The sequence below is a fragment of the Micromonospora sp. HK10 genome (assembly GCF_000982955.1).
Taxonomy (GTDB): domain Bacteria; phylum Actinomycetota; class Actinomycetes; order Mycobacteriales; family Micromonosporaceae; genus Micromonospora.
Map to the genome: position 1 here is coordinate 1 of NZ_KQ058747.1, position 14,275 is coordinate 14,275.

At 73.2% G+C, this 14,275-nt stretch carries 13 protein-coding genes and 1 pseudogene; 10 read left to right on the forward strand and 4 right to left on the reverse strand.

The window, feature by feature from the left end:
* On the reverse strand, window positions 1–883 hold an 883-nt coding region (locus tag LQ51_RS09145), incomplete at its 3' end, for an N-acetylglucosamine kinase (protein ID WP_046564278.1).
* A 197-nt stretch (window positions 884–1,080) separates the two neighbouring features.
* On the opposite strand from LQ51_RS09145, the gene LQ51_RS09150 reads away from it, so the two are divergent.
* The 10 genes from LQ51_RS09150 (at window position 1,081) to LQ51_RS09195 (ending at window position 10,866) form a co-directional block, all read left to right on the forward strand.
* A complete protein-coding gene (locus tag LQ51_RS09150; RefSeq protein WP_046564279.1) occupies window positions 1,081–2,046 on the forward strand; it encodes a MurR/RpiR family transcriptional regulator in 966 nt (321 codons plus the stop codon).
* Entirely contained in the window at window positions 2,043–2,792 is a 750-nt protein-coding gene (locus tag LQ51_RS09155; protein WP_046564280.1) for a sugar isomerase domain-containing protein, read from the forward strand. The genes LQ51_RS09150 and LQ51_RS09155 overlap by 4 nt, the downstream gene beginning before the upstream one ends.
* Window positions 2,793–2,817: 25 nt before the next feature.
* Window positions 2,818–4,230: an N-acetylglucosamine/diacetylchitobiose ABC transporter substrate-binding protein gene (gene ngcE / locus LQ51_RS09160; RefSeq protein ID WP_046564281.1), complete on the forward strand. Its 1,413-nt coding sequence runs from the start codon at window positions 2,818–2,820 to the stop codon at window positions 4,228–4,230.
* A gap of 22 nt (window positions 4,231–4,252) precedes the next feature.
* Window positions 4,253–5,194 (forward strand): carbohydrate ABC transporter permease, encoded by a 942-nt coding sequence (locus tag LQ51_RS09165; protein ID WP_046564282.1) that lies wholly within the window; start codon window positions 4,253–4,255, stop codon window positions 5,192–5,194.
* Window positions 5,195–5,207: 13 nt separating this feature from the next.
* Window positions 5,208–6,164: a carbohydrate ABC transporter permease gene (locus LQ51_RS09170; RefSeq protein WP_046564283.1), complete on the forward strand. Its 957-nt coding sequence runs from the start codon at window positions 5,208–5,210 to the stop codon at window positions 6,162–6,164.
* 34 nt (window positions 6,165–6,198) lie between these two features.
* Entirely contained in the window at window positions 6,199–7,902 is a 1,704-nt protein-coding gene (locus LQ51_RS09175; protein ID WP_046564284.1) for a bifunctional 3'-5' exonuclease/DNA polymerase, read from the forward strand.
* Window positions 7,903–8,045: 143 nt separating this feature from the next.
* Window positions 8,046–8,639 carry a nucleotidyltransferase family protein gene (locus LQ51_RS09180; protein WP_046564285.1) on the forward strand — a complete coding sequence of 198 codons (594 nt, stop codon included), beginning with the start codon at window positions 8,046–8,048 and terminating at the stop codon, window positions 8,637–8,639.
* A gap of 49 nt (window positions 8,640–8,688) precedes the next feature.
* The gene (locus tag LQ51_RS09185) at window positions 8,689–9,501 is read left to right on the forward strand and encodes a hypothetical protein (RefSeq protein WP_052744789.1); all 813 of its coding nucleotides are present in this window, start codon (window positions 8,689–8,691) and stop codon (window positions 9,499–9,501) included.
* 68 nt (window positions 9,502–9,569) lie between these two features.
* A complete protein-coding gene (locus tag LQ51_RS09190) occupies window positions 9,570–9,902 on the forward strand; it encodes a TfoX/Sxy family protein (RefSeq protein ID WP_046564286.1) in 333 nt (110 codons plus the stop codon).
* A 97-nt stretch (window positions 9,903–9,999) separates the two neighbouring features.
* Window positions 10,000–10,866 (forward strand): alpha/beta fold hydrolase, encoded by an 867-nt coding sequence (locus LQ51_RS09195; protein WP_046564287.1) that lies wholly within the window; start codon window positions 10,000–10,002, stop codon window positions 10,864–10,866.
* Between the two features lie 548 nt (window positions 10,867–11,414).
* On the opposite strand, the gene LQ51_RS09200 is transcribed toward LQ51_RS09195, so the two are convergent.
* The 3 genes and pseudogenes from LQ51_RS09200 to LQ51_RS09210 all read right to left on the reverse strand — a co-directional run.
* Window positions 11,415–12,365: an amidohydrolase family protein gene (locus LQ51_RS09200; RefSeq protein ID WP_231605623.1), complete on the reverse strand. Its 951-nt coding sequence runs from the start codon at window positions 12,363–12,365 to the stop codon at window positions 11,415–11,417.
* 5 nt (window positions 12,366–12,370) lie between these two features.
* Complete coding sequence (locus LQ51_RS09205) at window positions 12,371–13,180, reverse strand: metal-dependent hydrolase (RefSeq protein WP_046564288.1); 810 nt, start codon at window positions 13,178–13,180, stop codon at window positions 12,371–12,373.
* Window positions 13,181–13,378: 198 nt separating this feature from the next.
* Window positions 13,379–14,275, reverse strand: a pseudogene (locus LQ51_RS09210) (serine/threonine protein kinase); the annotation flags it as partial.

Sequence of the window (14,275 nt, forward strand, 5' to 3'; positions counted from 1 at the left end):
CGGCGTGCAGCGGCGCGTCCGGCCATCGCCGGGTCAGCTCGGCCCGGACCGCACCGGCCAGCGGGGTGCCGCCGGTGAGCAGGCCGCCACCGAGCACGACCGGATCGGTCGCGCCGGGCGGGCGGATCCGGGCGGCGTTCTCGGCGAGCAGCGCGGCCGCCTCGGCGATGAGCGCCCGGGCGGTCGGCTCGCCGTCCTCGGCCGCGGCCACCACCAGCGGCGCCAGCCGGGCCAGTTCCACCGGCGGGCGCCGGGTCACGGCCTGCACCACCGCGTCGGCGGTCGCCCGGGGCCGGGCGGCGACCTCGGCGCCGGTCAGTTCGGCGAGCACCCGGCGGGCCAGATCACCGGGGGGCCGGGCCCGGTCCAGGTCGGCCAGCAGCCGCCGGACCGCCTCCCGGCCGAGCCAGAAGCCGGAGCCGGCGTCGCCGAGCAGCCAGCCGTGCCCGTCGGCGACGCGGTCCAGTCGCAGGTCGCGGACCTGAGCGGCGATGGCCCCGGTGCCGGCGATGAGCACCGTGCCGTCCGGCGCGGCGGTGCCCGCGGCGTACGCGACGAGGGCGTCGCCGTGCACCGCGTAGGGGCAGCGCAGGCCGGCGTCGGCCCAGGCCCGGTCGAAGGCGGCCGGGCCCTGCGGATCGGCGAGCAGCCGGCCCGCGCCGGCCAGTCCGATGACGCCGGCGCGTACCCGGTTGCGGTCGACGTCGGTCAGCGCGGCCCGCAGCGCGGCGAGCAGTTCGGCGGCGGCCCGCTCGGCGCCGTGGCTGGTCGGGTTGCCGCCGCCGGCCCGGCCGTCGCCGAGGCGTACCCCGTCGAGGCGGACGGCGGCCGCGCGGGTGGACGTACCCCCGACGTCGAGGCCGACCACGACGGTGTCGGACATCCGGGCGCCTCCCTGCGGTCGGGCGTGCTGGCCCTTCATGCTGGTCGGCCCGGTGCCCCGAGGCAAGATCCGGAAGCGCCCGCGCGGCTGTGCAGCAGGTAACAGTTTGAAAACTTCGCCCACGGTCTTGACATGGAGGGGCCTTCAGTAAGAACTTTTACCACTAACAGTTAACACTCTTTTCCGAAAGGCGTCCCATGGTTGATCACGAGGTGGACACCCCCGCGGGGACCGCGGTGGTCGACGCCGACGCGGTCGACCGGCGGGGTGCGATGGCGGGGAACTCCTCCGACGGGGTGCTGGCCCGGGTCCGGGCCGGCGTGGGGGAGCTGACCGGCGCGCTGCGCCGGGTCGCCGAGCACGTGCTCAGCGATCCCGAGGCGGCGGCCCGGGCGACCATCGTCGAGTTGGCCGAGCGTAGCGGCACCTCGCCGGCGACCATCACCCGGTTCTGCCGGGCCATGGGCTTCGAGGGCTACGCCGACCTTCGGCTGGGCATCGCCGCCGAGACCGGCCGGGCGCGCTCGGCCGGCTGGACGGTCGACATCGGCCGGGAGATCCAGCCCAGCGACCCGCTGTCCCGGGTGCTCGACCAGATCATGGCCGCCGACACCCGGGCCATGCACGACACCGCCGCGCTGCTCGACCTCGCCGAGGTGGAGAAGGCCGCGGTGGCCATCGCCGGCGCCAGCCGGGTGAACATCTTCGGCGCCAGCGGCAGCGCCCTGGTCGGCGAGGAGATGCAGTTCAGCCTGCACCGCATCGGGGTGGCCGCGTGGGCCTGGAGCGACGTGCACGAGGGGCTGGCCAGCGCCGCGCTGCTCGGCTCCGGGGACGTCGCGCTCGGCATCTCGCACACCGGGCAGACCCGGGAGACGATCGAGATGCTCGCCGAGGCGGGCAGCCGCGGGGCCACCACGATCGCGCTGACCGGGTTCCCCCGCTCGCCGCTGGCCGAACTGGCCGACATCGTGCTGGTCACCGCCAGCCAGGCCACCACCTTCCGGCCCGACGCGCTCTCCGCCCGCCACCCCCAGCTCGTCGTGCTCGACCTGCTCTACATCGCGGTGGCGCAGCGCACCCACGACCGCGCCCACGCGGCCTTCCGGCGTACCGCCCAGGCCGTCGACGGGCACAAGGACGCGAAGGGGGCCACCGCATGATCAGCGCCCAGCGGTACGCGGACGCCGTCCGGCCGATGCTGGACCGGCTCGTCGACACCCAGGCCGCCGCGATCGACCGGGCCGCCGGCCTGATCGCCGACGGGCTGCGCGGCGGCGGCGTGCTCCAGGCGTTCGGCGCCGGCCACTCCGAGGCGTTCGCCGCCGAACTGGTCGCCCGGGCCGGCGGCCTGGTGCCCACCAACCGACTCTCCCTGCACGATCTCGTGCTGCACGGCGACGCGCCCCGCGACGTGCTCGCCGACCCCAAGCTGGAACGCGACCCCGAGGTCGCGCACCAGCTCTGGGCCCTCGCGGCGCCGCAGCCGCGGGACGTGTTCGTGGTCGCCTCCCAGTCCGGCATCAACGGCTCGGTGGTCGAGCTGGCGGCGCTGGTCCGGGCGCACGGCCACCCGCTGATCGCGGTCACCTCGGTCGAGCACACCGCTCGGGTCGCCCCCCGGCACCCGTCGGGGCAACGGCTCGCCGACCTCGCCGACGTCGTGCTGGACAACGGCGCGCCGTACGGCGACGCACTGCTGCCGCTCGAGGGCGGCGGCGCGGTCTGTGCGGTCTCGTCGGTCACCGCGGCGCTGCTGGCGCAGCTGCTGACCGCCGAGGTCGTACGACGGTTCCACCTGGCCGGAGAGGTACCCCCTATCTACCTCTCCGCCAACGTCCCCGGTGGGGACGAGCACAACCTCGCCCTCGAGTCGCGGTACGCCGGGCGCCTCCGGCGGACCGCCTGACCCGACACCACAAGGAGAGACAAAGATGTCGGTTATCCCCGAGAACCTCGGCGACCTCAGCCGTCGGACGCTGCTCCAGCGGGCCGCCGCGGCCGGCCTCCTCGCCACCCCGGCGATGGGCCTGCTCAGCGCCTGCGCCGGCAGTGAGCCGAGCAAGTCCGACACCGGCGGCGCGGCGAAGAGCAAGGACAACCCGTTCGGCGTGAAGGACGGCAGCGCCGTCAAGGTGGTCGTCTTCAACGGCGGCCTGGGCGACCAGTGGGCCAAGGAAGACAAGACCGTCTTCAACGCCAAGCACCCGAACGTTACGGTCAACATGTCTTCGACCCAGAAGATCAAGACCGAAGAGCAGCCGAAGATGGCGACGCAGCCCAGCGACCTCGTCATGAACTCGGGCGCCGACAGCATGGACCGCGCCACCCTGATCAACGAGGGCGCCATCGAGCCGCTCGACGACCTGCTCACCGCGCCCGCCTGGGATGGCGAGGGCACCGTGGCAGACTCGCTGCTGCCCGGCACCGTCTCCGACGGCACGCAGAACGGCAAGTTCTACGTGGTGAACATCGCCTTTACCGTCTGGGGCAACTGGTACAACGCGGCCAAGTTCAAGCAGGAGGGCTGGGAGGCGCCGAAGACCTGGGACGAGTTCTTCGCCCTGGCGCCGAAGATCAAGGCCAAGGGCATGGCGCCGTACGTCCACGACGCCGTGCACGGCTACTACCCGCGCTGGGGCCTGATGGCCAGCATCTGGAAGTCCGCCGGCAAGCAGGTCATCGTCGACATCGACAACCTGAAGGACGGCGCCTGGAAGGCCGACGGCATCCTCAAGGCGCTCGAGCCGTGGGAGAAGATGGTCAAGGACAAGCTGCTCCTGCCGGGCAAGCTCGACCACACCCAGTCGCAGCAGGCCTTCCTCGACGGCAAGGCGGCGTTCATCCAGGTCGGCACCTGGCTGAAGAACGAGATGGCCGCCACCATCCCGCCGGGCTTCGAGATGACGCTCTCGGACTACTGGAGCAACGCCGACGACAAGGCGGCGAAGGACGTGTTCGCCTCCTCCGGCGAAGGCTTCGTGGTCCCGAGCAAGGCCCCCAACAAGGAGGCCGCCAAGGAGTTCCTGCGGGCCATTCTGTCCAAGGCCGGCTCGGCGAAGTTCGCCGAGCTGACCAAGTCGCTGGCCTCCACCAAGGGCTCCGGCGACAACGTGCAGGACTCCGCGCTCTCCAGCGCGAACGCCCTGATGAAGAACGGCGGCAGCGAGCTCATCTCGTTCAAGTTCCCGGACTTCTACGCCGACCTGGACAAGGAGAGCCAGAACCTGTCCGAAGAGCTGATGGCGGGGCGGCTCACCGCGCAGCAGTTTGTCGACAAGATGCAGGCGGCCGCGGACAAGGTCGCCAAGGACTCGTCGATCAAGAAGCAGACCCGCACGGCCTGATCCGACGGAGAGAGTGAGTCCAATGCGGCACGGAGTCGCGCGTTTCGTCACGGGCTTCCTGGCCCTGCCCGTCGCGCTGTACCTGTTCTACGTGGTGTGGCCGTTCGCGCAGGCGGCGGGATACTCGCTGACCGACTGGGGAGGCTACTCGGATTCCCAGCGCTTCGTCGGGCTGGACAACTACGTCCGGCTGTTCTCCGACGAGCTGATCAGGAAGGCCTTCTGGCACAACGTCTTCTTCCTGATCACCGTGCCGCTGTTCACCATCGCGCTGGCCCTGTTCCTCGCGTTCCTGCTCAACGTGGGCGGACGCGAGGACAGGGCCGGCATCCGCGGGGTGTTCGGCTCGGGCCTCTACAAGGTCATCTTCTTCTTCCCGCAGGTGCTGTCCCTGGTGGTCATCGCCGTGATGTGGCAGCAGATCTACCGGACCGACCAGCAGGGCCTGATCAACGGCCTGCTTATCAAGATCGGGCTCGTCGACGCGGACAACCCGATCGCCTTCACCGCCGACCCGGAGCCGTTCCTCGGCATCCCCGCCGTCCTCTGGTGGCTGCTGCTGATCGCGGTCTGGAGCGGCGCCGGCTTCTACATGGTGCTCTTCTCGGCGGCCATGCAGTCGATCCCGAAGGACATCTACGAGGCGGCGATCCTCGACGGGGCCGGCCGGTTCGACACCTTCTTCCGGGTCACCCTGCCGCTGCTCCGGGACACCGTCTCGGTCGCCTGGGTCTACCTGGGCTTCATCGCCCTGGACATGTACGCCCTGGTCTTCGTCATGACGCCGAGCCAGGGCGGCCCGAACCACGCCAGCGAGATCTTCGCCTCGGTGATCCAGTTCAACGCGTTCCAGAAGGGCCAGTTCGGCTACGCCTGCGCCATCGCCGTGGCGCTGGCCATCTTCACCATCCTGCTGGCCGCCCTCCAGCTGAGGATTACCCGCCGTGAGCGGATCGAGTTCTGAGGAGGCCTGGACGATGAGCATGGTGACCCACACCTCCGGTTCGGAACGACCCCGTCAGGCGCCCACGGACGGCCCGGCCGCGGGCCGACGCGCGGAAGCCGCCCGGAGCGGCATCGGCGGCCGGATCTTCAACGGTTTCTCGCACCTGTTCCTCGTGGTGTGGGCGATCATGGTGATCTACCCGCTGCTCTGGGTGGTGATGTCCGCGCTCAAGACCGACTCGGAGGTCATCCGCCAGCCGCTGTCGCTGTTCCCCAAGTCGCTGCAGTGGGACAACTTCGCCCGGGCCTGGACGGCCGGGATCGACAGCTTCTTCCTCAACACCCTCCTGGTGCTCGTCTTCAGCGTGACCCTCACGATGCTGCTGGGCTCGATGGCCGCGTACGCGCTGGCCCGCTACGAGTTCCGGGGCAACCGCCTGATCTACTGGATGTTCCTGTCCGGGCTGACCCTGCCGGTCTATCTCGCCGCGGTGCCGCTGTTCAAGGGCGTCTACAACATGAACGTGGTGTTTCCGCTGCTCGGCCCGAACAAGCACCTCACGCTGGTCCTGGTCTACGTGGCGTGGTCGCTGTCGTTCACCGTGTTCTTCATGCACTCGTTCTTCCGGACGCTGCCCGACTCGATCGCCGAGGCGGCCATGGTCGACGGCGCCTCGCACAGCCGGACGTTCTTCAGCGTGATGCTGCCGGTGGCCAAGCCCGGCCTGATCAGCATCGGCATCTTCAACGTGCTCGGCCAGTGGAACCAGTGGTACCTGCCGACCCTGCTCATGCAGTCGGTCTCCGGTGAGCCGAAGCACCAGGTGATCGCCCAGGGCCTGATCGAGCTGTCGGTCAACCAGGGCTACAAGTCCGACTGGTCCGGCCTCTTCGCCGGGGTCACCATGGCCATGTTGCCGGTCCTGATCGTGTACATCGTCTTCCAGCGCCAGGTGCAGTCCGGCCTCACGGCCGGCGTCAGCAAGTAGTTCGCGCGACCCCGCTGCCCGGCCCCGCCGCCGTCTGTCGGAGGGGCCGGGCAGAATCGCGTCCGTGCTGGTGGCGGTGGTGGCGGACGAGCGGGGCGGCGGCGTGCTGCAACCGCTCGACGGCGCCGGCCGCCCGGCCGGCCCGGCCGAGGAGGTCCCCGACCTGGCCGCCGCCGTCGGCGCCCGCGAGGCCGCCGACCGGCCCCGCTGGGTCTGGGCCACCGGCGCCACGCTCTACCCGGCGCTGCTGCGCGCCGGCGTCCGGCTGGAGCGCTGCCACGACGTCGAGCTGACCGAGGCGCTGCTGCTCGGGCACGCCGGCCGGTGGGGCGAGCCCCGGTCGCTCGCCGCCGCCTGGGCCCGGCTCACCGGGGCGCCGGTCCCGCCGGACCCGGCGCCCCGCCAACCGGAGCCGCCCGGCCACGGGCAGGGCGCGCTCTTCGACGCGCCGCCCGGGCCGCGCGGTCCGGGCATCGCGGCGTTGACCCGGGTGTACGCCGACCAGCTCGCCCGGGTCGCGCGGACCGCACACCCCGGCCGGTTCCGGCTGCTGGTGGCCGCCGAGTCGGCCGGCGCGCTGATCGCCGCCGAGATGGGCGCGGCCGGCCTGCCCTGGCGGGCCGACGTGCACGACGAGATCCTCGCCGAGCTGCTCGGCGAGGCGTCCCCGGTCGGCGGGCCGCCCCGCCGGCTGGCCGAGCTGGCCGGGCGGATCGCCGAGGCGTTCGGCGTCCGCCAGCTGCACGCCGACTCGCCGGCGGAGCTGCTGAAGGCGTTCGCGCGGGCCGGCGTCGAGCTGCCGAACACCCGGGCCTGGTCGCTGCGCGGGGTGGAACACCCGGCGGTGCCGTTGGTCCTGGAATACAAGGAGCTCTACCGGATCTGGACGGCGCACGGCTGGGCCTGGCGGGACGCCTGGATCTCCGGCGGCCGGTTTCACCCGGAGTACGTGCCCGGCGGGGTGGTCTCGGGCCGGTGGGCGACCCGGGGCGGCGGGGCGTTGCAGATCCCCAAGGTGATCCGGCGGGCGGTGGTGGCCGACCCGGGCTGGACCTTCGTGGTCGCCGACGCCGGCCAGCTCGAGCCGCGGGTGCTCGCCGCGGTCTCCGGTGACGAGCGGCTGGCTGCCGCCGGCGGCGCCGGGGACCTCTACGCGGCGCTGGCCCGGGACGCCTTCGCCGGTGATCGTGGCCGGGCCAAGCTGGCGCTGCTCGGCGCCATGTACGGGCAGACCGGCGGCGCCGCGCTGCCCGCCCTGGCCGTGCTCCGGAAGAGCTATCCGACCGCGTTCGGCTACGTAGAGGCCGCGGCCCGCACCGGCGAGGCGGGCGGGCTGGTCCGGTCGTGGTTGGGGCGTACCTGCCCGCCGGGGTCGGCCGGGTTCGGCGAGGGGGAGGAGGTCGAGCCGGACGCCGGGGCGGATCCGCAGAGTCCTCGCGCCCGGGCGGCCCGCTCGCGGGGGCGGTTCACCCGCAACTTCGTCATCCAGGCCACCGCCGCGGAGTGGGCCTCGACCCTGCTGGCCACGCTGCGGACCGCGCTCACCGGCACCCCGGCGGAGCTCGTCTTCTTCCAGCACGACGAGGTGGTCGTGCACTGTCCGGCCGGGCAGGCCGAGGAGGTGGCGGCGGCGGTGGCCGCGTCCGGGGAACGGGCCACCGGGCTGCTGTTCGGTGACACGCCGGTCCGGTTCCCGCTCGACCTCTCCGTGGTCGACTGCTACGCCGACGCGGCATAGCCGGGCAATTTTCCGTTTTGCCCCGCTACCCGGCCCCCCGGGCGCTCGTTGGGTCCGGTGTGCGTACGACGGGACGGACCGGGCGCGGCTGCGCTCCTTCCGTCCCCCTGGTCGAGGGGGCACCGCTGAACCGGATCGCAGGAATGATCATCGCCGCTGGTGGGGGCCGCCGGATCGGCGGGCCCGAGGCGTTGCTGCACCAGGGGGAGCGGGCCCTGGTCAGCCAGATGATCGGCACGATGGGCGAGGCGGGCTGCGAGCAGATCGTGGTCGTCCTCGGCGCCGCCGCCGAACAGGTCCGGCAGACCACCGATCTGAGCGGCGCGACCGTGGTGGTCAACCGGGCCTGGGGCACCGGGGTCGGTTCGTCGATCCGGGCCGGGCTCGCCGCGTTGACCGACGGGGAGATCGAGGCGGTCGTGGTGGTGCCGGTGGACATGCCCGGGTTGACCGCCACCGCGGTCCGCCGGGTGGCCGCCCTGCCCTACCCGGACGTGCTGGTCTGCGCCACCTACGGCGGGCTGCGCGGCTACCCGATGCTCTTCGGTCGCCGGCACTGGTCCGGCATCGCCACCCTGGCCAGCGCCGACGTGGGCGCCCGGCCGTACCTGCTGGCGCACAAGGACCAGATCGTCGACATCGCCTGCGACTCGGTGGCCGACGGCAGCCGGATCGACAGCCCCGAACTGATGGCCCTCTACGGCCTGAGCATCCCGGAGCAGCGGGTCGGCGTCTGAGTATCCGTACGGTTGTGGCCGGCGCGGCGGAGCGGCCAGGATCGTCGCCATGCGCCGACTCGCCACCGTCCTGCTGTGCCTGGCCGCGCTCGTGAGCTGTGCGCGGCCGGGCGCCGTGCCCGCGCCGGCCGACGGGCCCGCCCCCGCGGACGGGACAGCGTCGGCCGAGGTGCCCACGCCGGCCGACGGCACCGAGGGCACCACCTGGACCACCTATCAGGCCGACGTCACCGCCGTACGCCTCAGCGACGACCCGCGCTCGCTCCTGCTGACCGTTGCGCTGCTCGCCGGGGCGGACGGGTGCTCCCGGAACCCGCGGATCACCTACCTCACGGAGGAGAACAACCGCGTCTACGCCAACGTGGTGCAGGACTCGCGCCTCTCGGCTGTGGTCGGCGCCTGTCCCACCCACACGCCGGGCGAGGTGCGGCTGACCACGCCGGGGCCGATCGCCGGTCGCCTCGTCGTGCTCAACCAGGAGCCCTGGAAACGCGGCGGTGGCGGGTACGACCGCTGCGACGCGACCTTCGGCTGCGACCCGATGCCGGCCGACCACTGCGACCCCGCCTGGATCAGCGTCGCGGTGCGCGGCATGGACGTGTCCCGCCACTCGGTCGGCTCACCGGAGGGCTGCGACGGCCGCTGGCTGGTCATGACGGTGCCGTTCGACCCCGTGCCGTGCGGGGCCGAGGCGAGGGAGGGCTGCGACGCGTCGGTCACCGTACGCCGCTATTTCCTGCGCTGGGCCGGCGAGCGCGGCTGGGCGACGATCAGCAGCACGACGGACGTCGGCTGCGGACCGGTCCACGCCGTGGAGCCGGCCTTCCCGAAGAAGCTCTGCGCCAAGCTGGGCAGGCCCTGACGGTCGGCGGAGCGTCCGCTGCCCGTCCGAGCCTTCACCGGTGCTCAGCCGGCTGCCAGGATGCGACCATGGCGTATGACGAGCACCTCGCGGACCGGGTCCGGGACCTGGTCGGGCGGGAGCCGGGACTGACTGAGAAGCGCATGTTCGGCGGCCTGGCGATGCTGGTACACGGCAGCATGGCGGTGGTGGTCCGCGGCGCCGGTGGTCTCATGGTCCGGGTGGCTCCGGCGGAGTTCGACCGGCTGGGGGCGGAGCCCGGCGCGACGGCCACCGTGATGCGGGGGCGGCCGATGCGCGGCTGGATCACGGTCGCACCCTCGACCTGCGCGAGCGACGCCGACCTGGCCCGTTGGGTGGATCGAGGGGTCAGCTACGCCCGGACCCTGCCGGCGAAATGAACCGTGCTCGTGCCGGCCGAGGTCCGGCGGACGGCTGGGATCGAACCGGCCGTCCCAGGTCCGATGAGTCTGCGCCACGAGAGGAGTCCATACCGACATGACGAACACCCACACGCTGAAGATCGCCGGGGCCGACCTCGTCTACGACGTGCGTGGCCCGCTGCCCACCGCCGATGGTCGCCCCCCGCTTTTCATGATCGGCCAGCCCATGGACGCCAGCGGCTTCACCACCCTGGCGTCGTACTTCCCCGACCGCACCGTCGTCACCTACGACCCGCGAGGGCTCGGCCGCAGCACCCGCCGGGACGGCCGGACCGACCACGACCCGGAGGTCCAGGCCGCCGACATCCACGCCCTCATTGAGGCCCTGGGCGCGGGACCGGTCGAGATGTTCGCCAGCAGCGGCGGGGCGGTGACCGCGCTGGCGCTGGTGGCGGCCTTCCCCGACGACGTGACCACGCTGGTGGCCCACGAGCCGCCGGTCATCCCGGTCCTGCCCGACGCCGCGGCCGCCGAACGCGCCCGCGGCGCCGTCCGGGAGGTGTACGAGGCGAAGGGATCGAACGCCGGCATGGCCGCCTTCATCGCCATGACGTCGTGGCGCGGCGAGTACACCGACGCCTACTTCGCCCAGCCCGCCCCGGACCCGGCCCAGTTCGGCATGCCGACCGAGGACGACGGCACCCGCGACAGCCCGCTGCTCTCCGACCAGTCCTGGGCGGTCAGCAGCTACCGCCCGGACGTGGCGGCGCTGACCGCGGCCCCGACCCGCATCGTGATCGCGGTGGGCGAGGAGTCCGCGGACATCTTCACCGGACGTACCTCGGAGGCCATGGCCGAACTGCTCGGTCAGCGGCCCACCGTGTTCCCGAGCGGCCACGGCGGCTTCCTCGGCCCGGAGTCCGGCTTCCCGGGCCAGCCCGAGGCGTTCGCGCGTACGCTGCGGGCCGTCCTCGCCGGCTGACGCCCGCCCGCCGCACCCGCGGGAGCCGCCCGTCCCGACGGGCGGCTCCCCGGTGCCGGGCCCGTCCCGGCGGGCGGCTCCCTGGCGCCGGTCAGCCGCGCGCTCCACGCCGCCACCGGCACCCCCGCGCTCCACGCCGCCACCGGCACCCCCGCGCGCCGTCCCGCCCGGTGTTCCCCGGGGTCCTGCTCACCACCTCGCGCGGGGGTGGCCGTGGCGTCGTGCTCGTCGCCCCTGGCTCGGCCGGTCACCAGCGGCAATCCGATCACTGTCCGTACAGGCTGCCGCCGCGGCGGCGAGGTAGCTGTTCGCCGCCTTTGCTCTGCAGCCACCGGCGCAGCGGTGACGCTCGGTCGCCTGCTGCGCGGATGGCTGCAGAGCAAAGGCGGGTTAGGGCAGGGATGCCGTCTCGCGTCGTTCTGGCGTTTGTCCTGGTCATGAGCCTGGGGCGGCGAACGCCCGCCGCGCTCGTCGACGAGCCCGGTGACGCGCAGTGATCCTGCCAGCTCTCCGCCGGTGCGGCGAATGCCCGTCACTCAGCGTCAACGTCACGACCCCGCGCCTCGCGTCCCGCCGCCGTCCAGCGGCAGGTCGAACAGCGCGGCCGCGTTGTCCCAGCAGACCGCCCGCAGCCAGTCGTCGCCCAGGTCCAGCCCGGCCAGCCCGGCCAGTTGCGCCGCGTACGGGTAGGGGATGTTCGGGAAGTCGCTGCCCAGCAGCACCTTGCCGGCCAGCCCCAACGCGCGCAGCCGGGGCAGCTCGGCGGGCGGGAACGGTTCGAGCCGGTCGAAGAACGGGGTGAACGCCATCGTCGTGTCCAGGCGCACCCGCGGATACCGCTCGGCCAGGTCGAGGAAGGCGCCGTAGTCCGGGGCGCCCAGGTGCGCCACGATCGCGGCGAGCCGGGGATGCCGGGCCAGCAGCGCGGCGAAGGGCGCCGGCCCGGTGTGCGCGGTGCCGACCGGGGCGTGCCCGGCGTGCACCACCACCGGCACGCCGGCCTCGGCGAGCAGGCCCCACACCGCGTCCAGCCCCGGCTCGGTCGGCGGGAAGCCGCCCACCTGCACGTGCACCTTGAACACCCGTGCGCCCTCGGTCAGCGCGTCCGCGACGTAACCGGCCGCCGCCGGCTCCGGGAAGAAGGTCGCCGAGGGCAGGCAGCCCGGCGTCCGCGCCGCGAAGTCCAGCGTCCACCGGTTCAGCGACTCGGCCATCCCGGGCCGGTGCGGGTACGCCAGCGCCGTGAACGCCCGTACGCCGAGGCGGCCCAGGTGCGCCACCCGGGCCTCGTCGTCCCACCGGTAGCGGATCGGCCACTCGGTGCCGACCAGCGGACCGGCCGCGTCGAAGTACGCCCACACCTTGCGCAGCAGCCGGGGTGGCAGGAAATGGGTGTGCACGTCGGCGAGCCCGGGCAACCCGAGCCGCCGCCAGAACAGCGGCACCGCCGCGTCCTCGACCGGCGGGCGGTCGCCCTCAGCCGCGCCGCCGGCCAACAGGTCCGTCACATCTCAATGTTGAAGCGTTGCAGCACCCCGGGTGCGACCAGCCCCACCGCGGCGAGCACCGCGAGCACGGTCAGTGCCGCGCGCAGCACGATCGTCTCGCCCTTGCTGCCGGTGCGCAACGCGATGGCGTTCGGCAGTCCCACCATCGTCCACATCCGGCGCTTGATCGGGATCGGCCAGAGGATCGGCACCCCGGCCCGGGTGATCATGTCGCCGAGGATGTGCACGAAGCAGCCCACCCCGACCGCCAGCCCGATCAGCGGGTACCCCCGGTCGCCGGGCAGGTTGGCGAAGGTGAACCAGGCGGCGGCGGCCGACACCAGGGTGACGATCACCCAGCCGGCCCGCTCGGCCCACTCGTCGAAGAGGCCGCGCAGCGCCAGGCCGATCATGAAGAACAGGATGCTGACCACCGCCCACTTGCCGAAATGGCCGCAGAGCGCCGTGGTGCCCCAACCGACGAGGAACGTGAACGGGATGGTGTGGGTCAGCGTGCGGTGCCCGTTGTTGCGGCGCGGGTCCTTGCTCAGCTTCGTGGCGTAGTAGACGCCCAGCGAGATCTTCTCCACGACCTCGGCGATGAAGAGGCTGAACACCCCGAACGTCCGGGCGACCGTCGCGCCACCCTGGTTGCGGGTGACCTTGCCGGAGAGATCGAGGTCGGGAAAGAGCGCCCCGCCGGCGCAGACGGCGGTGCCCACCGCCAGCGCGAGCGGCGTCTGGTGGTAATCGGCGAACTGGTCCAACGCCCAGGAGCCGGTCAGCCACACCGCCGCGCCGGACAGCGCGTGGGACGGTCCCATCATGTCGGCTCGCCCTCCCCAGAGATCTTGATCGACAAAACTACGCCACTGTAGTCAAGCCTTCGGGTCATGGGGGATCACCCGGACGGTCCACTGGGGAAGGCGTGCTGCTGCCGACCTCGGACCCCTCCGTTCACCAGGCAGTATGTCCCGGTGGCCCGGCCGGTCCGGGAATTGTGTCGGTGATGGGACGCTGCGGCGTCAGCTCACCGAGCGGGTCGGGCCGCCGGGCCGGAAGCTGCGCCGGATCACGGCGAGCTGGGCACCGGCGGCCGCCCAGTCCCGGTCCGAGGTGGTCCAGCCGAGCGTCCAGGTCCCGCCCTCGCGGGGCAGCGCCCGCAACGCGTGCAACCGCTCCCCGTACGGCGCGGACCACCGGCACTCCCACTCGGCGCCACCGTCGACCCCGGCGAGGCGCACCCGTTCGTAGCCGGGCAGCCGGCCCCCGCCGACCAGTTCCCGCTCCGCCGAGCGCAGCTCCTCGACCGGGTCGGTGCCGCCGACGTACGGCTCGACCCCGAGGATCCGGTTGGTCACCGGGTCCTGGAAGCACGTGGTGTTGCCCGAGCGCAGGTATCGCCAGCCGGCCGGCACGGCGACCCGGAACGTCGCGTTGGCGTACCAGACCCAGCCGGCGGGCAGCTCACCGCCGGTGCCCGGGGAGGACCGCCCCGCGGTCACCGGTTCGCCGGCGGGGTCCGGCCGGACGCAGGGAAACGGTGGGGGCGGGGGTGCGCCGGCGCCGCCCGGTAGGCCGGGCCCGCGCTGCCACGACTCACCGCTCGGCGTCCCGGTGGGTCCCTCGGCCCGCCGGCCCGGATCGTGGGTGACCGCCAGCGCGGTGCCGACCCCGGCGGCCACCGCCAACACCAGCGCGCCCGCGGCAAGCGCCCAACGACGCAGCAGCGCCTGTCGGCGCCGGCGCGGGCAGTCACCGCCGCCCGTCGCCGGTCCGCTGCCGGCTACCCTGCCCGTCGCCTGCCCGGTGCCGGCTACCCTGCCCGTCGCCTGCCCGGTGCCGGCTAGCCCGCTGGTGAGCCCACCCGTCGCCGGCCCGAGGTCGGCCGGCCCGCGCGCCGGGCCCTGGTCGGCCGGCCC